This is a genomic window from Parabacteroides massiliensis (assembly GCF_900155425.1).
GTDB classification, from domain to species: domain Bacteria; phylum Bacteroidota; class Bacteroidia; order Bacteroidales; family Tannerellaceae; genus Parabacteroides; species Parabacteroides massiliensis.
Window position 1 is genome coordinate 883,213 of the sequence record NZ_LT700190.1, and the last position, 17,679, is coordinate 900,891.

General features: G+C 44.2%; 12 protein-coding genes. 10 read left to right on the forward strand and 2 right to left on the reverse strand.

The window, feature by feature from the left end; genetic code table 11:
- Window positions 1–26 precede the first annotated feature (26 nt).
- From BQ9893_RS10980 to BQ9893_RS11025, 10 genes are all read left to right on the forward strand, one after another.
- Window positions 27–410 carry a co-chaperone GroES gene (locus tag BQ9893_RS10980; RefSeq protein WP_075966060.1) on the forward strand — a complete coding sequence of 128 codons (384 nt, stop codon included), beginning with the start codon at window positions 27–29 and terminating at the stop codon, window positions 408–410.
- 95 nt (window positions 411–505) lie between these two features.
- Window positions 506–1,303, forward strand: coding sequence for a sulfide/dihydroorotate dehydrogenase-like FAD/NAD-binding protein (locus BQ9893_RS10985; RefSeq protein WP_075966061.1), 798 nt, complete (start codon window positions 506–508; stop codon window positions 1,301–1,303).
- 19 nt (window positions 1,304–1,322) lie between these two features.
- Window positions 1,323–2,804, forward strand: coding sequence for an NADPH-dependent glutamate synthase (gene gltA, locus BQ9893_RS10990; RefSeq protein WP_075966062.1), 1,482 nt, complete (start codon window positions 1,323–1,325; stop codon window positions 2,802–2,804).
- Between the two features lie 87 nt (window positions 2,805–2,891).
- Window positions 2,892–4,835 carry a sensor histidine kinase gene (locus tag BQ9893_RS10995; protein ID WP_167369866.1) on the forward strand — a complete coding sequence of 648 codons (1,944 nt, stop codon included), beginning with the start codon at window positions 2,892–2,894 and terminating at the stop codon, window positions 4,833–4,835.
- Window positions 4,828–5,472, forward strand: coding sequence for a response regulator transcription factor (locus BQ9893_RS11000; RefSeq protein ID WP_075966064.1), 645 nt, complete (start codon window positions 4,828–4,830; stop codon window positions 5,470–5,472). Before BQ9893_RS10995 ends, BQ9893_RS11000 begins: the two co-directional genes overlap by 8 nt.
- A 95-nt stretch (window positions 5,473–5,567) precedes the next feature.
- Entirely contained in the window at window positions 5,568–8,384 is a 2,817-nt protein-coding gene (locus BQ9893_RS11005; protein ID WP_075966114.1) for a hybrid sensor histidine kinase/response regulator transcription factor, read from the forward strand.
- A 227-nt stretch (window positions 8,385–8,611) separates the two neighbouring features.
- Entirely contained in the window at window positions 8,612–9,445 is an 834-nt protein-coding gene (locus tag BQ9893_RS11010) for a hypothetical protein (protein WP_139322600.1), read from the forward strand.
- 25 nt (window positions 9,446–9,470) lie between these two features.
- A complete protein-coding gene (locus BQ9893_RS11015) occupies window positions 9,471–10,964 on the forward strand; it encodes a hypothetical protein (RefSeq protein ID WP_139322601.1) in 1,494 nt (497 codons plus the stop codon).
- Window positions 10,965–11,016: 52 nt separating this feature from the next.
- Window positions 11,017–12,306, forward strand: coding sequence for a TMEM43 family protein (locus BQ9893_RS11020; protein WP_075966066.1), 1,290 nt, complete (start codon window positions 11,017–11,019; stop codon window positions 12,304–12,306).
- 65 nt (window positions 12,307–12,371) lie between these two features.
- Entirely contained in the window at window positions 12,372–14,255 is a 1,884-nt protein-coding gene (locus tag BQ9893_RS11025; RefSeq protein ID WP_075966067.1) for a bifunctional metallophosphatase/5'-nucleotidase, read from the forward strand.
- Window positions 14,256–14,521: 266 nt separating this feature from the next.
- Here BQ9893_RS11025 and BQ9893_RS11030 read toward each other — a convergent pair whose 3' ends face one another.
- Both BQ9893_RS11030 and BQ9893_RS11035 read right to left on the reverse strand, forming a co-directional pair.
- A complete protein-coding gene (locus BQ9893_RS11030; protein ID WP_075966068.1) occupies window positions 14,522–15,088 on the reverse strand; it encodes a hypothetical protein in 567 nt (188 codons plus the stop codon).
- 4 nt (window positions 15,089–15,092) lie between these two features.
- A complete protein-coding gene (locus BQ9893_RS11035; RefSeq protein WP_075966069.1) occupies window positions 15,093–17,636 on the reverse strand; it encodes a GH116 family glycosyl-hydrolase in 2,544 nt (847 codons plus the stop codon).
- Between the last annotated feature and the right edge of the window lie 43 nt (window positions 17,637–17,679).

Below are 17,679 nucleotides of genomic sequence, written 5' to 3' on the forward strand. Positions count from 1 at the left end.
GTCAAAATATCATAAATATAAAAGTCATGCAGTTAGCAATAGATCAGAAAGACATAGATAAGTTCCTGATGGTGGGTGACAAGGTGCTTATCAAACCGAAGAACCCGCAGAGTCAGACAAAGTCAGGATTGTACCTGCCGCCTACGATTCAGCAGGAGAAGATACAGAGCGGCTATATCATCAAGGTCGGTCCCGGCTTCCCGCTTCCTTCCCAGAGTGAAGAACACGAAGTATGGGAAAAAAAGAAAGAGGGCGAAGTGCATTACCTTCCATTGCAGGCACATGAAGGCGATCTGGCTGTATTTCTGCAGAATGCGGCCTACGAGATCAGCTTTAACGAAGAGAAGTTTCTGATTGTCCCTCATTCGGCTATTTTGATGTTGGTACGTGACGAAGGTTTGTTCGAATAACTCCTTTTTGTTTGGCAAAATACTATGCTATCCAGTTTTTTGATGTATTTTTGCAACCAAATCAACAAGACTAACTATCAACAGTAGCGATTATAATGAATAAAATTGTAAGTAAAGAACATTTCTCTGCCAACGTAGTGAAACTGGAAGTGGAGGCGCCTTTGATTGCCCGTTCCCGCAAGGCAGGCCACTTTGTTATCGTGAAGGTAGGTGAGAAGGGCGAGCGTATTCCTCTGACCATTGCCGGAGCTGATACCACGAAAGGAACCATCACGCTCGTGATCCAAGCTGTAGGCGGCTCGTCGAAAAAAATATGCGGGCTGAATGTCGGCGATTATATTACCGACCTGGTCGGCCCGTTGGGGCAAGCCACTCATGTCGAGAAAGTCGGTACGGTCGTGTGTGCCGGCGGTGGTGTCGGTGTGGCTCCTTTGTTGCCGATCGTAGAGGCTTTCCATAAGGCAGGCAACCGTGTGATCGTGGTGCTGGCCGCCCGGACAAAAGACCTGGTGATCTTGGAAGAGCAGATGCGAGCCAATTCCGATGAGGTGATCGTGATGACGGACGATGGTTCTTACGGTACAAAAGGCCTGGTGACGAATGGCGTGGAAAGTGTGATTAACCGCGAAAAGGTAGATCTGTGCGTAACGATCGGACCGGCTGTCATGATGAAATTCGTCTCTGCCCTGACGAAGAAATACGAGATACCGACGGTCGCATCCCTGAATACGATTATGGTGGACGGGACCGGAATGTGTGGCGCTTGCCGTATCACGGTCGGCGGAAAGACGAAATTCGTTTGTGTGGACGGGCCGGAATTCGACGCTCACCAGGTAGACTTCGACGAGATGCTGATGCGCCTCGGTGCTTATAAAGATATAGAAAAGAAATAACGAAACCACAGTAAACATAATGACAACAGAAGAACTGATCGCTGCCCGTCGTGCCGAACCGTGGAGAGAAGCACTGCGTAAAAGCAAAAAAAATAAAGAGCGCACGGATATTCCCCGTGTGAAAATGAATGAACTGGATGCGGAATACCGCAGCCATACCCGTCTCGAAGAGGTGAACCTCGGATTGACGAAAGAGCAGGCTATGCAGGAAGCCCAGCGTTGCCTGGACTGTCCGACCCCGACCTGTATGCAGGGATGTCCGGTGAGTATCAATATCCCGACTTTCATAAAGAATATCGAAAGGGGCGAGTTTCTGGAAGCAGCCAAGGTGTTGAAGGAAACAAGCGCGTTGCCGGCTGTTTGCGGCCGCGTATGTCCGCAGGAAAAACAGTGCGAAAGCAAGTGTATCCATCTGAAGATGGGTAAACCGGCTGTCGCTATCGGTTACTTGGAGCGTTTTGCCGCCGATTACGAACGGGAAAGCGGAAACATTTCCATCCCGGAAGTGGCGGAGAAGAACGGCATTAAGATCGCCGTTGTCGGTTCAGGTCCCGCCGGTCTTTCGTTTGCCGGCGATATGGCGAAGCGCGGTTATGACGTGACGGTGTTCGAAGCCTTGCACGAGATAGGCGGCGTATTGAAATACGGTATTCCCGAATTCCGTTTGCCCAATAAGATCGTGGATGTCGAAATCGAAGGTCTCCGCAAGCTGGGAGTGAAGTTCATGACAAACTGTATTGTCGGCAAGACGATCAGCTATGACGACCTGCATGCAGATGGTTTCAGAGGCATCTTCGCCGCCAGTGGAGCCGGACTTCCTAACTTCATGAATATTCCGGGCGAGAACCTGGTCGGAGTGATGTCGTCCAACGAATACCTGACACGTGTCAACCTGATGGATGCCGCTAATCCGGAAAGCGATACGCCTGTTTTGCAGGGCAAGAAAGTGGCAGTCATCGGAGGCGGCAATACGGCAATGGACTCTGTCCGTACGGCCCGTCGCTTGGGTGCCGAACGTGCCATGATCGTCTACCGGCGTAGCGAAGAAGAAATGCCTGCCCGTCTGGAGGAAGTAAAACATGCCAAAGAAGAAGGTGTGGAGTTTATGACGTTGCATAATCCGATTGAATATATCGGAGACGAACGGGGACGTGTCAAACAGATGCGTTTGCAGAAGATGGAGCTGGGCGAACCGGATGCTTCCGGACGTCGTCGTCCCGTGCCTGTCGAAGGGGCGATTGAAACGATCGACGTGGATGAAGTGATCGTCAGTGTCGGCGTTTCTCCCAACCCGCTTATCCCGCGTGCATTCCAGGGATTGGAAGTGAGCAAGAAAGGAACAATCGTAGTTAATGAAGAGAATATGCGTTCTGCCTTGCCCGACGTATATGCCGGTGGCGATATCGTCCGTGGCGGCGCAACCGTAATCCTGGCAATGGGTGACGGCCGTAAAGCTGCCGCCGCGATGGATGAGGCGTTCAAAAAGGGTGGACGTAGTTGAATAGGATAGAGACAGAAAACAGGGGGTGCCGAAGGTGACCAAGAATCGGTGGATATGACTTTTGGCACATCTTCTAATAATAAGTGTATGAGATCAATTATAACTTTGTTGATTATCTGCTTTGCTCTCGCTACAGTACATGCACAATCCATCGATTCTCTATTTGTCTTATTGGAAAAGCAGAAAACCCTTGATGTTGAAGATGCGAATGAATTGATTCGGTTGCTGGACGAAGAAGAATATGCCGACAGTCTTTATCGGTTCACGTCTGAATCCGAACAGAAAGAAATGAGATTGCGCATATATAGCAACGTCGCTTATTATTACTATATGAAATCGGCTTTCCAAGCGTCTGTGCAACTGACCGAGAAGGCGATATCACTTGCCCAAGAATTACGCGATACACTGGTATGGAGTGATAATCTCGCCCAACAGTCCATCTCTTACCAGCGGTTGGGAAATTTGGAAATGGCCATACGGACAACGCTCGATGGACTATACTTGGACAGTTTGCTGCAAGATACATTACGCTTGAGTAGCACGTATAACAATCTGGCCGGTTTATACCTGACCGCCCAACGGCCGGAAGATGGCAAACAATATATCGATCATGCGATAGAGTTGGAGCATTCGCAGGCTCATCCTGAAAAATTATCTATCCGGTACGGTATGGCTGCTGAGCTTTATGTGAAACTGGGCCTATTGCCGGAAGCACTCGATTTTGCTTGCAAAGCCTATGCGCTGGATATGAAATCTGGTGATACCCTGAAGATCGCTCGGCGCCTGTCACAGATGGGAGATGTATATGCAGCCATGCAGAATTTGGACGAGGCGGAGAAGGTCTATCGCAAATCATCCGAATTATTGGAACTGTTGGATGAACGGACATCGCTTGCAATCAACTACAAACAAATGGGAGGACTGCATATCCGGAAAGGCAATCTCTTGCTTGCCATCCGCTATTTGGAGAAAAGTGCCACGATAGCGGAGGAGATAGGAAACAAATATTTGCTTCGTCTGGTCTATGAAAAATTGTACCGGCTTTACAGACCGGATCGTCCGGCTCTGGCATTAGAGTATATGGAAAAGTTCTCTCAGTTGAAAGACAGCCTCTATACGGAAAAGACGAACCGTCTGTTGAGCGATTATCAGGTGAAGTACGAAACGGCGAAGAAAGATGCCACTATCCACCGGCAAGAATTACAATTGAAAGAGCACCGGTATATGTTGATGATTGCTGCCTGTATGATTCTTTTTATGCTCTTGACCGCATTGGTGATATTTTTTTATTTCACCAAATACCGCCGATTGGTCTGCCGTGAACGAAAATTGAATCGGCAGAAAGAAAAGATGATCTCTATCCTGTCGCATGACATAAAAAACCCGCTGGTTACACTCCTGGCTGCTATGCGCATGTTCGACAAAAGTGTGGATGTTTCGCAACCGGCCTTACGCGAACAAAGCCGGTCTATGCTGACTGCCATGCACCGACAACTGCAATTGGTTGACAATCTGCTTTGTTGGGCTAAATTGCAATCTGGGCAATGGCTTTGCGATTGTATCCGTATGGATATCCGTCCGGTCGTGGACGAAGTGGAAAAACAATTGAAACTGTCTTTTTCAGAGAAAGGATGTGTTCTTGTTAACAAGCTACCGACGCAGGCTGTCATCGTCTGTGCCGATCGCCAGATGGTGACCATTGTCCTGCGCAATCTGTTGCAGAACGCCATAAAATATTCTTATCGGGATGGACATATCTATCTGTCAGCCAAAGAAGAACTCACAGGTTGGTGCATTACGATACGCGATGAAGGTATCGGCATCACCCCCGATATACGGCATCAATTGCTTATGCAGCAATCCGGAACCACCGTAAAAGGAACAGCCGGGGAGGAAGGCGCCGGCATCGGGCTTTCCATCTGCCGGGAACTGGTTCGACTTTGTGGTGGAACTCTTACGTTGGATCGCCATTCGGAGAAAGAAGGTGCATCATTCAATTTCACGCTTCAAAAAGGAGATAACAATGGATAAAGACCCCATACGTGTCGTGATGGTAGACGACCACCGGTTGTTTTGCCAGGCCATGATCTCGTTGCTCAATGGCTACCGAGACCGAATAACCGTTGTTGGCACTTGTAGTAACGGCGAACAAATGAAAACTTGTCTGCAACAACAGCCTGCCGATGTGCTTCTGCTGGATATTATAATGCCGGGAGAATCCGGCATACAACTGCTGCGTTTCCTGCAAAAGAACTATCCCGACCTGCCAGTCTTGATGCTTTCTACCTTAACATCGGCCGGAGTCGTGCAAGAAGCCATACAAATCGGGGCGAAAGGTTTTCTGTCCAAATCGACAGACGAGGAAGAATTCATTGAGGCGATCGAATCTGTTTATGAGGGAGCGCCCTATTACGGTAAAGACATAGCGCAGATATTATACGATGTAACCCTGTCAAAATCTTTGAAATCGGAAATCTTGACACCCCGCGAACAGGAAATTGTATCACTCTGCTCGGAAGGAATAACCTGCAGCCAAATTGCAGACCGGTTGCATATCAGCGTTCGCACGGTTGATACGCATAAAACGGCTATTTTTCGTAAATTAGATATTCATAGCTCGGTCGAATTGGTGCGTTACGCACTTTCCCATGGCATTATTACTCTCTGAAGAGATCTGAAAATATACGAGAATTTACGTATTGATCAACGAAATCCGGCTGCTTATTTTTGTTGATGCGAGTTGTGCAAAAGTGTAGAATGATCATGAAAAAACACATATTTGTCTTATTTATCCTAATCTTAGGAGTTTCAGTCCTGTTTGCATGCCGGAAAAATGACGTGCTTTCATATTCGGAAAAAGAAAAGAAAGAGATCGATGCGGTTATACAGAAAAATCAAAACATAGATTCATTATCAGTCTTGCTCGATAGGTTTAAAAAAGAAAAGAACCTGTACGGGCAAGTTGCCGTTTATGAAAAGACTGGCAAGATATATCGTGAAAACGCATCTTTTGAAAATGCCATCCGATGCCATGAAAACAGCCTGGAAATAGCCTCCTTGATGAATGACACGCTTGAGATCATAGAAGCACTGAATAACATGGGTACCAACTATCGGCGTCTTGGCATATTGGCTGATGCTTCCGAATACCATTTCAAAGCATTGAATCTGATCGAAAGAATGGGAGAAAGTACGTATGCCATTAAGAAAAGTCGGCTGGTTGCTCTCAATGGTATCGGAAATATTTATCTCACGTTGGGAAACAAAGAGGCTGCTGAAAAAATATTTCGCCAGTCGCTTGCCGGAGAAAAAGAATTAAACAGTGCATTGGGACAAGCAATCAATACCGCTAATATCGGCTCTATCTTTGAAGATAGAGGACAATACGATTCAGCCTATGTCTATTACCAACAGTCCTTGTTCTTCAATCGACTTGCAAAATCCGATTTAGGAGTATCTCTTTGCTATAACCATTTCGGGCACTTGCATGAGAACAAAGGTGAATTGGAAGAGGCACTCGTCAACTACCATAAAGCCTATGATATAATGAAGGAGAAAAGCGATCGTTGGCATTGGCTGGAGTCGTGTATTTCCATGACACGCGTGCTTCTTTTGCAAAACAAGACCGCTCAAGCGCAAACCTATCTGGAGCAAGCTAGGTGCACGGCTCAAACTATCCATTCGCTCGAACATCTGAGTGCCATACATAAATTGGATTATCTGTACTTTTTGAAAAAAAACGACTGCAAACGAGCGTTGGAGAACTACATACGGAGTCACATCTATGCCGACAGCGTGAATAATAAAGAAAATATCAACCATATTCAAAACTTGAGAGTAAATCATGAAAGAGAAAAAAGCTTCCAGGAAATGAATATTGTCAGGCAAAATTATATGGAAGAACAGCGCAATAAGCGGATCATCCTTGTTGTAAGCCTTTTGGCGTTATTGATGACTTGCTCCGTCATCATGTTCCTTTGGTATGCTTTACAAATGAGGTCGAAGACAAATCATGCTTTGCGACAGATGGAACAAATGCGTACCAGTTTTTTTACCAATATCACACACGAATTTCGTACACCCCTCACTGTTATCTTAGGCTTGGTGGAGCAAATGCAGAAAATGGAGGCCGGTAAAGGAGAGATTGAACGTTACCTTCATTCTGTCCAACGACAGGGTAGTAACTTGTTGGAGTTGGTAAATCAATTGCTCGAGATGTCAAAGCTTATGGTAAAGGCAGACCATAAACAGTGGTATAGGGGAAACGTTGTCGCATACATACGCATGACACTGGATTGTTATCGAGAATATGCCGGTTCACACGACATAAACCTGCAGTTTATTCCTGAATCGAACAGCATTGAAATGGATTTTATTCCGGAATATTTTAATAAGATAATGCGCAATTTGCTTTCCAATGCCCTGAAATATACACCGACCAACGGTGTTATCAGGGTAGAGATGGAGAAAGACGAATCGTTATTGATATTGCAAGTTTTCAATACCGGAAACGAAATCCCGGAAGAAGACATATCCCGGATCTTCGAAACGTTCTACCAAGGATCTAATAACGATAAACAGATCGGAACGGGTATCGGTCTTCCGTTTATCCGCCAGATGGTAGAAAGCATGAACGGGAACATCGTTGTTGGCAACAAGAAAGGCGAAGGAGTCGTTTTTACAGTTCGTCTGCCTCTCAATCAGATCTCTGTCAACAGCTTGCCTTGGGAAGAAGGTATTGCCGCTGCAGAACTGTTCACGGAGAAAAAAGAGAAAGAGGTGGGCCGGACAGAAATGGATTGCATTGAAGACAATCTCCGTCCTTCTATCTTGATTGTGGAAGATAATCCGGATATTTCATTTTACATCAGCACTTTGTTGAAAAGTAAATATAATCTTTACTACGCCTCCAATGGCAAAGAGGGGATAGATAAAGCAAAAAGTTGTATGCCCGATCTGATCCTCACTGACCTGATGATGTCGGGTCTGGATGGATATGTTCTTTGCCATGAAATCCGGCAGTCGGAAATACTGAATCATATCCCGATCATTATCATCACGGCAAAAAGTGATGCGACAGATCGTATTCACGGATTGAAGGAAGGTGCAGATGCTTTTCTGCTGAAGCCATTCAATGCGGATGAATTGCTCGTCCGTGTCGAGAAATTGTTGGAGCAGCGCCGGCTGTTGCGCAACAAATACTCCAAGGCTTTGCAAGAAGGTTCCGAGCAAAACGTGGAATTAACTCCGGGAAATCGTGATTTCTTGAACCGCCTGACTGCTATTATCCATTGCCATTTGAGCAATAAAGAGTTGAATGCAGATTTGATTGCCGATAAAGTTTGCATGAGCAGGACGCAGCTGAATCGGAAAGTTCGTGCAATCACCGACTGTACAGCTACCACCTATATACTCCGGATCCGGATGGAAAAAGCCAAACGCCTACTATCTTCTACCGAACAGCCTATCGGAGATATCGCCATGGCTTGCGGTTTTGAAGACACCAGTTATTTCGCACGTGTATTCAAACAAATGTTTGATTTTACGCCTACCCAATTCAGAAAAACACCTCGATCGTAGGTATAGGTAAAGATTTAAGGAGTATCGGTTTTTAGTGGAAAATAGGATAATTAAACTGGTGATAATTAACGGTGTAATGATTTTTTTTGTACGAAAAGTCCTAATCGTACTACTGGGAAAAGATCTGATAATCCTGATTTTTGGTCTGAAAATCCTAACCTGCGGCCATGAATGGAAATACATTTGCTTCCGGAGTTTTCAAGGGAGACATATATAAAGCTATATACATGAAAAAAAGAATCATTTCTCGGATCATTTTTGTGAGTTTTTTTACCATGACTCTGTTCCTGCAAGGGCATTCAACGTTGACTGTGAGTCAGGCTTTGGATAGTGACCTTTTCTATTATCAATGGGAAGGGAAGATTAAGAACCAGGAAGTACATCTGGCTTGTGCCCGGCAGGATAAAGTGCTGATTGGCGAACTGATGCTGAAAGACGGGACGAACATGGAATTTCTTCGTGTATTGGGAATGATCGATGCAGATGGTGAAATTTTGTTTAAAGCTTATGATCTGAACAATATTTGTGTTGTCAGAATGACATTTTGGGGACATATCGCAGGGAAAACGTTGGAGTGGTTCGATGAAGAAACTCAATCCGAATATAAGCTCCATACCTATAAAGGAGATGTCCGCTATGCCATGAATCGTGAAGCGGGCGCTTATTGCAGCCCCTTTTCCAAATCTACGATTTATTATTTCAAAGCAGACAATCGGGAACTGGCCGGGATATACAGTTTTTACGAAATGGATGGTGTCGAAAACACCGGTCATATCGATATCTCTCGTTCGGGTGACAACCTCGAAGTGATGAATTATACCATCGACCGCATGCAAGGGGGACATCAGGCTTTGACCGAAGGAGAGAGTATCCTGGAAGGTAATACATTCAGGACACATTTGTTATCCGCAGACAATAGTGGAGAATGTGATTATGAATTCGAGGTCGTTTTTTATAACGGATTCCTTATCATTCGTACCGTATCCGGAAAATCGTATGGTTGTTTCGGACCTAATGCCGGTATTGAAGGTATTTATGTGCAAGAACCAAGTGTAGGATAATAATAACCCATAAATAAATGACAAGATGAAAAGACACAACTTTAGAATCAGTTTGCTGATGGCGTTCATGTTGCTTGCCACAGGTGTTGCTGTTGAAGCTCAATTAGGCAAAAATATCATACAACGGGCAAAAAAAGCAACGGCAACAAAGACTACCATGGCCACAGATCGTACTGTAAACAAGAGTCTCGACAAAGGATTTGAGGCTGTCGGAAATACGGCACAAAGCACAAGAGGAGCTGTCGGTATCGGTAAAGGCAATGCTTTTTATGTAAGCCTTGAAAAAGGTAGTGCAAGAGCGGAAGGAACAAAAGAGGCTCCGATGAAAGATATTCAAAAAGCCATCGACAAAGCTTCCGATGGCGATGTGATCCGTATAGCACAAGGTAATTACCTCGGTAATATGGATCGGGGCTGGATTCAGATAAAAGGCAAATATGTCAGTCTCGAGGGAGGATGGAACGCTGACTTTACCGAACGCAACCCGACCCGATATATCACACGTATCCAACCGACCATTGACCAGCGAGGTACCATCGGACAGGGGTTACTGATGATTGAAGCGACTACCAACCGTAATGCCCAAATCGCCATTGACGGGTTGTTTTTTGATCTTGGCCTTGTACATGAATATGCAAAGGCTGACCCGACAGACGAACGTTGTGGTTGTCCGGAAGGTTGCGAGACAGGGCGTATTCTGCCGGTTGGCAATCCGCCTAATAAAACGACTCGGCTTATTGGAGGGAAAGTGGCAGGTAAACTTATTATTCGCAATTGCATGTTTCTTAACGCGTCTTTCAATGGCATCATCATGACGAACATGGGAGGTGACTGGGAAATTTATAACAATGTGTTTGTATCCAACCTGTATGCTTCTTGTGAAATAACCGGAGGTTTGAACCAGGCAACCGGAGCACATCAGTCTACTGTCGATTTCCATCACAACACTGTTTTATTCTCATGGACTACGACCAAGGAGATGGAGAGCATGGGCTACGGCTATCGCTTCCGCAACGGAGCCGACCACACGGTTCATCATAACATTTTTGGTTGCAATAATTTCGGAGCATTGGATAGTGGTTGGGACGATTCGAATCTACCGGCTGATAAACGCAAGATTTGTTCTGCCTACGACAATCTGTTTTTTATGAATAAAGGGGATATCGTCATTGCCGGAACAAGCGGAGGTAAGTGGCTTTATGTACCGGGAGAACGTTTTGATGAAGTCGAAATGTTGAAGAAATACGAAAATAATAAAGAACTTCCCGGCTCAAGCAAATTTAAGGATCGGATCGATCAAGCTTATTTGAAAGGTTTTGCCTCCCTTAAAGTAATGACATCGGAAAACTATGATGCTAATTCTGCCGCAAACCTTTACAGGGAAGCTCACGGGCTGAACAAACAGGGTACATCTACCACGCGCGTGTCAATGTACGGTAACCGTTACAATTTTGACAAAGCGATAGAATTGTTCGGAGCAGAGCAAGGATATGGAGCACAGAACCTTGCTGGTAATTAGAATCAGGTTGTATGAAAATAGACTATAAACACTAACTATACTAAATTATATTATGGCATATCAAGAAACGAAAACAATAGGATATGGAACGAGACTGTCTAATTCGATAAAAGGTATCGGGGCTAGTTTTCTGATGTTATTGGCTGGGACTGCTTTGCTTTGGTGGAATGAGGGGCGTGCGGTAAAAACAACCAAAATGTTGGAAGAGGCCCAAAAGACAGCTCTACATGTGGAAGACGTGTCTAAGGTAGATCCTGCTTTAAATGGAAAACTGATACATGCCACTGCTTTCACACAAACGAATGATTCTCTCTGCGACGGGATTTTTGGCGTTGGGGCTGTGGCGATCAAACTGGATCGTAAAGTACAATACTATCAATGGGTGGAAAAGTCACGTACGGAAACCAAAGATAAGATTGGAGGAGAGAAGGAAGAGGTGACGACTTATTCTTATAAGAAGCAATGGGTCGGTCGCCCGGTCAATTCTTTGGAATTCAAAGATACTGATTATCAAAAGAAGAATTTTGTCCTGATGAATGTGGACAGTGAAAGTTTTACGGCTGAAGATGTGACATTTGGAGCTTATCAGTTACCTGAATCCATGATTCGTTCTATTTCAGGAACGATACCGATGGAATTGAATTTCGATGAAGAGTTGCTGATACAATGGAACCGAGACATAAAAATAGCCTTTAATGATCTGGGTATACAGCCTGAAAGGGCAGTAGCTATGGTTTCCAATAAAGAAAAATCGGTGGCAGAAGAGGATTCGATGGAGCAGGTTGTCGGTGCGAAGCTCGATTATGTTCATGTAAAAGGAAACGTTCTTTATTTCGGGAAAAATCCAAACAGTCCGCAAATTGGCGATATGTCTGTTACGTTCACAAAAGTATTGCCGGGCGAGGCTTCGGTCATAGCAGAGGTGAATGGTTCCAATTTACAATCGTTTACGGCTAAAAACGGTGAAACACTTTCTGTTCTGACTATGGGTATGTTAAGCATGGATGAAATGTTTCAAAATGAACATGCAAGTAATACGATCATGACATGGGTATGGCGTTTTGTTGGATTGTTCTTGGTTATCGGTGGATTGAAAGGAATTTTTGGAATCTTGACCACGTTATTAAAAGTATTACCGTTCCTGGCTGATATTGTTGGACTGGGAGTTGGTTTGGTTTGCAATGTATTAGGTTTTGTGTGGTCTCTTCTTGTAATCGCTATTGCATGGCTGTTCTACCGTCCGGTTATTGCCTATATCTTATTGGTTGCCATCCTTGTTCTCATCGTGTTCTTGACGAGAAAGGGGAGAGAGAAGAAGAAAGCAGAAGCAGTTGTTATTTGATGCATTGGGGGTGATCCGTTTTTATTGGTTTATTATTTTTGTGGTTTAGAAGCTTGGATTTTAATATGAAAATAAATCTGTTTTTTATTCTATCGCTGGCATGTGCCCTGAATATCAGTGCACAGACGCAAAAGGTGCATATCCTGTCGGTCAACGACATGCATGCTGCTGTCGAGCGTTTTCCGCAGTTGGCGGTTGTGGTGGACAGCCTGCGTGCCCTCTACCCGGACTTACTGTTGTTGTCGGCGGGTGATAACCGTACAGGAAACCCCGTAAATGATATGTATCCTGAAGTATGTGGTCCGATGGTTGCATTGATGAATGCAGTCGGGTTCAACTATTCGACTCTCGGCAATCATGAGTTTGATGACGGTATCGATGCCTTGCGCACAGTGGTGAACAACTCGAATTGCCGCTATTTGTGTGCCAATATCAATGTACCCGATTCATTGCGGCTTCATATTGAACCGTTTCATATCATCCGGTGTGGCGACATACGCATTGCTTTACTTGGTCTCGTACAAGTGGGTGAAAATGGTTATCCCGATGCGCACCCGAAAAAATTCTCAACGGTTACATTCCGTGATCCGATAGAAGTTGCACGTGAATATGCGTGGTTGCGTCAGGTAAGCGATGTTTTTATCGTTCTATCGCATAACGGTTTTGAGGATGACATGAAATTTGCCGAGGCTTTTCCTGAAGCGGATGTGATTATCGGAGGGCATTCGCATACACGTGTCGACGGAACGCAGTTGTTCGACGGGGTACTCATTACACAGGCACAACGCGACTTGAAATATGCGACGGAAACAACCATTACGCTCGAAAATGGAAAGGTCGTTGATCGTCAGGCTGAATTAATCAACATCGCCGACTATTCGCGTAAGAAACCTGAAATACAAGCCATGGTCGATAGATTCAGCGACAATGAAACATTGAACCGCGTCTTGACAACTGCTTCCGAATTTACCTGTAAAGAAGAACTCGGTTGTCTGATGGCTGATGCCATGCGTGTGCAGACAAACGCTGACATTGGCGTGCAAAATTCGGGAGGCGTGCGTTATGAGACAAAGCCGGCGGGCAATTTCACGGTGGGCGATGTCTATCGCCTCGATCCGTTTGGCAATGAGCTGGTGATGTACACCCTTAGTGGTGTCGAGGTCTTGGAGATGCTTGCTGCCGTATGTCGTGCTGATGATTACGGCCCGGCCTATGTCTCAGGTATCCGGTACGAAATCTTATTGGGTAAAGACAACAAGGAGGTGAAGAAAGTGGTAGTGAAGATGCCCGACGGTTCAAAGTTCGACCGCAAACGTTCTTATCGAGTTGTGATGAGTTCATACATAGCCTCGGTCGCCGATTATAAAAAAGCAGACGAGGGACAGAACTTGTCTCTCGTCAGTTCGGATCAACTTATCAAATATCTAGAACAACAGGAAAAGGTGGATTACAAAGGAGTGAAACGGATCATACCGGTTAAACAGCAACGACGAAACGGTAATATCAACAGTAAAGGAGAACCACAGCAGCAGCTGAGACAACCTAAAACGATGCTTTCGTTCTCATACAGCAGACAAGGTACGATGGCCCGCGGACAGTCCTATTCCGTCACGCGCAACGGTGACAAGGCCCTTGTACAGATCCATGAATATGCCGATGAATACCAATTTATTGTCGATACAACCATATTTGCAGATTTGCAAGCCATTATCGATAAATACAAAATGTATACATATAAAGAAAGTTACCACTCTGAATTTGATGTGCTTGACGGTGAATCATGGAGCTTCAACGTGCGTTATGACGATCATAAACGGTCTATTTCTTCAAGTGGCGAAAACGAATGGCCTGCCAAAGACAGCCACAAAGCATTTCATGAAATCCAACACTATTTTGAAGATAAAAAAATGAATATGCACATTCCTTATTGCTTAACCATTCGTTTTTGACTACTTTTCAATGAGTCCTTATATGCTTATTGAGCCAGTTTTAGCCGGTTCTATGTTTAACTTTTAAAATCTCGATGAAAAATTACCGAGGTATTGAATGAAATAAGTAAAAAATATGCAGGCTATATTGTTAATAACCATCTGTTTGAAATTATTCATCAGATCCTAATTATTGAAATTTTATCCATTTCCTTCAGCCGTAACCAAGTGAGGATTAACCCCCATAGACGGTTTACGGCTGAAGGAGACCTGAACAAGCTGATGGATTATTCCATATCAGCACTTGAGATTTTCTTATTTAGCTCTGTTTGTTTATTATTATCCCAATATTTACAGTCAAGTTCAAAAAATGTAGAAGTATAAGGCTTTGCCAGTTCTGTTTTGATGACAATTACTTCGTACAGATTACTTATACTATCCAAACGTGCTATAAGATGATCATGTTTTATGCTTTTTATTTCTGAAGAAAGGAGAACTTCTTCTATTTTTGTTTTTAATTGATTTATCCCTAAACAAAAACGATCATCCAAATAAGATAATTCTTTATCTTGATAGATATGGGCATACACATGAGGAGAGTGATCAAGCATTTTTTTCACAATACTTAAAACATCCACATAAGACTCTTGTGCATATAAAGTAGTGATCCCTTTTTTTGCTTGTGACGGATAGGCCATATCTGTCACAACAATCCAATTACGATGTCCCAATAAAGGAAGTTTTTCCTTTAATACTGTTTGCCAGTCCGTTTGATTCCGAACTGTATCTTTTTGAATGCAACTTCCAGATAAGAACAAACAAATGAACAAAAGATATATAATAGATTTATTCATAATTCTATCGTTTTATTGTTTGTTTATCTCCTTCTTTCAAGTCAACATGTTTTAATTTCATTTCCTTTTTATTACCGATAGTAAGCGATTTCAATTGGAGCGAACCGCTGATGACTTCGATGGTCACATCATTATCGGTGACCTGAATAGTTCCCCACGCGTAACCGTTGCTCCAAAAATATTTACCAGAGCGGTCTGTAATTTTCATACTTTTATCGACTCCTGAATATTGGAAATCGCTTAAAGCGATAATAGCAGACCAGCTTGCCATCGAACGAGCATAATGATGTCCGCATTCTGGTTCACTGAAAGGATTCCGTTTAGCTCCATCATGACGGTCGCGTACGGATTGAATACAGGTGAGAGCGTCTTTTTCCATGCCTTCGTAGAGCATACCTACAGCCGCACAGTATTCAAATCCGGTCATAACTTCAGCAAAATAAGGGAATGGAACTTCCAGGCGACCTTTAGGCCAAGAGGCCATAAGCAATCCGGATTCATTACCCATTGCATAAGAACGCATATTATTGAAATGGCGACTGAAGTCCGTGACATAATTGTATTTCATGATACTGTTCATGCTTGTCCGGATATGTTCTTTGTTTCCCAAATAACCCAATCCGCACAGATGGGCCATATATTGGCCGACCAACTGGTCTACCAGGCAACCGGAACCTAATTGAAAGGCCGGGATTTTAACATTCGGGTCGTTCATGTCTAAGTATTCGAATGTTTTCGGGTCGGTAATTTTATGTTCATAATATTCACCATTGAACAGGTTTTCGTCCATCCAGTTGCTTCCTTTTTCGAACAGCGTATGACATTTTTTTGCGAAGTCTTTCTCTTTCATGGCTGTAGCCATCTCCTCCGCAGCCTTTAATGCTCCCATATACCAGAAGCCCATTTGAGGATTGGGCCCAAAATAATTCACGTCCATGGTGTTATGTTGCGAACCTTCCATTACGCCATCTTGGTTGCCATCCCACCCCTTTTCGATCCAAGCATAAGAAAGAACTTTTTTGATTTGTTTCCAGTTGTTTTTCAAAAAATCATTGTCTCCGGAAAGTTGCCACTCACGGTATATCTTCATAACGCACCCCATTTGCCCGTCAGCTGCAGCACTGTTTCCTTTATCTGCTTCACTCAAAGGGAGAGACGCTCTGAAATTCATCAAGCCGTTTTCTTTAGTTGCATAATTAAACTCCACATCGCGCATCGTTTTTGCCAATTCTCCGAATAAATAAGGTGTTGCTGTTTCATAGTTCCAGACATGTGTACAAGAACCGGCACAAGAACCAAAGCGGTCCATTACGCCTTCCCAACCCATCATATGCCCGCTCGGTAAACGAAATACGGTTTGCGACCGCAATGTTGCCAAGTTGAATAATGCAGCTTCTTTCACTACATCCGGATAAGAAGTATTAAGTAATGCGTTTACGAAAGATAGAGTTTTTTTCTCCAGTTCCGGAATTTTCGGAATAATTGTTTCTGCCGCATTCCAAGCATCCGTATACTGGTTGCTATAATAGTTGCCGACTACGGTAGAAGACCAAGCTTTTCGATTCGGGAAGTTCCAGGTAATATAGAATGTGAATGTTTCCGTACTCTGAGGAGCTATTGTTTTTTTTACGGACAGGGAAGCCATCGGATCTTCGTCTTCCTGTATGTTCCGTTCCGTCAATATGCCGTCTGCACTGAAATCGTCCCAGAAGTTTAGTATGCCGTTGTTCCAACTGTCTGCTTGGGATGAAGTACGATAGGTTACTTTTCCGGTTGCCTGAGTCGTAAGGGCAACGGTTCCCCATGCCGGGTCATTTTTGTCTACACCGTCCGAATAAAGGTAGATTCCCTTTATTCCGTTACTTTCTATGTATTTGTTTTTGTTGTCTTTTACGCCGATGGGAATGTAATCTCCTTTCCAGTCTGTACGGAATTGGCTTCCGTCTTTGCCTATGAAGTTGCGCATGGAACCGCAGATAGCAACGTCCATCGGTTGGTCGGTTGTGTTTGTGACCTCATAAGAGAGAACAGCGACTGGCAATCCGCTGGCATCGGCATCAGCCGGAATAAACGGGTTAAAGCCTTTTACTGTCACTTTCACTGGCAAATCCTTGTCTGATAAATGTACCTGCCCAAATGGATAAGCCGCATCAAAAGTAGCTTCAGCAAAGCGTGGCATACCGTGGTGGTTGACAGGTCGGCCTTCATAATGGAGATATTCCTGGGTATATAAAGGTCCTGTCAACAAAGTTGTAGTGGCTTCCTTGTTTTGCGGCTTGGCATAGATCGCAAAAAACGGAGCATTGTTACCGGTGGTTACCGTACTGTACTTCTTTGCCGGAACATTCATGATTTCCCAATCCCGAAGCTCTCCGCGGCCGCCCAGTGATACGGTCCCCGTCCCGATACCTCCTAACGGTAATGCAATTTGGTAAAGATGTTCTTGATCATACTTTTTTAGTACCGGCCATTGTTGCGGTTTCCATTCTTGAGCTACGATAGCCTCAGAAACAAGTATACTAATCGTAAGTAATATTAATTTGTTCATATTTGAATATTAATGTAAAAAGGGGGAGTACACCATGATCCCG

Bases quoted from the DNA above. Each gene is read 5' to 3' on its own strand.
- BQ9893_RS10980 (WP_075966060.1), top strand. From the start codon at position 27: ATGCAGTTAGCAATAGATCAGAAAGACATAGATAAGTTCCTGATGGTG.
- BQ9893_RS10985 (WP_075966061.1), top strand. From the start codon at position 506: ATGAATAAAATTGTAAGTAAAGAACATTTCTCTGCCAACGTAGTGAAA.
- gltA (WP_075966062.1), top strand. From the start codon at position 1,323: ATGACAACAGAAGAACTGATCGCTGCCCGTCGTGCCGAACCGTGGAGA.
- BQ9893_RS10995 (WP_167369866.1), top strand. From the start codon at position 2,892: ATGAGATCAATTATAACTTTGTTGATTATCTGCTTTGCTCTCGCTACA.
- BQ9893_RS11000 (WP_075966064.1), top strand. From the start codon at position 4,828: ATGGATAAAGACCCCATACGTGTCGTGATGGTAGACGACCACCGGTTG.
- BQ9893_RS11005 (WP_075966114.1), top strand. From the start codon at position 5,568: ATGAAAAAACACATATTTGTCTTATTTATCCTAATCTTAGGAGTTTCA.
- BQ9893_RS11010 (WP_139322600.1), top strand. From the start codon at position 8,612: ATGAAAAAAAGAATCATTTCTCGGATCATTTTTGTGAGTTTTTTTACC.
- BQ9893_RS11015 (WP_139322601.1), top strand. From the start codon at position 9,471: ATGAAAAGACACAACTTTAGAATCAGTTTGCTGATGGCGTTCATGTTG.
- BQ9893_RS11020 (WP_075966066.1), top strand. From the start codon at position 11,017: ATGGCATATCAAGAAACGAAAACAATAGGATATGGAACGAGACTGTCT.
- BQ9893_RS11025 (WP_075966067.1), top strand. From the start codon at position 12,372: ATGAAAATAAATCTGTTTTTTATTCTATCGCTGGCATGTGCCCTGAAT.
- BQ9893_RS11030 (WP_075966068.1), bottom strand. From the start codon at position 15,088: ATGAATAAATCTATTATATATCTTTTGTTCATTTGTTTGTTCTTATCT.
- BQ9893_RS11035 (WP_075966069.1), bottom strand. From the start codon at position 17,636: ATGAACAAATTAATATTACTTACGATTAGTATACTTGTTTCTGAGGCT.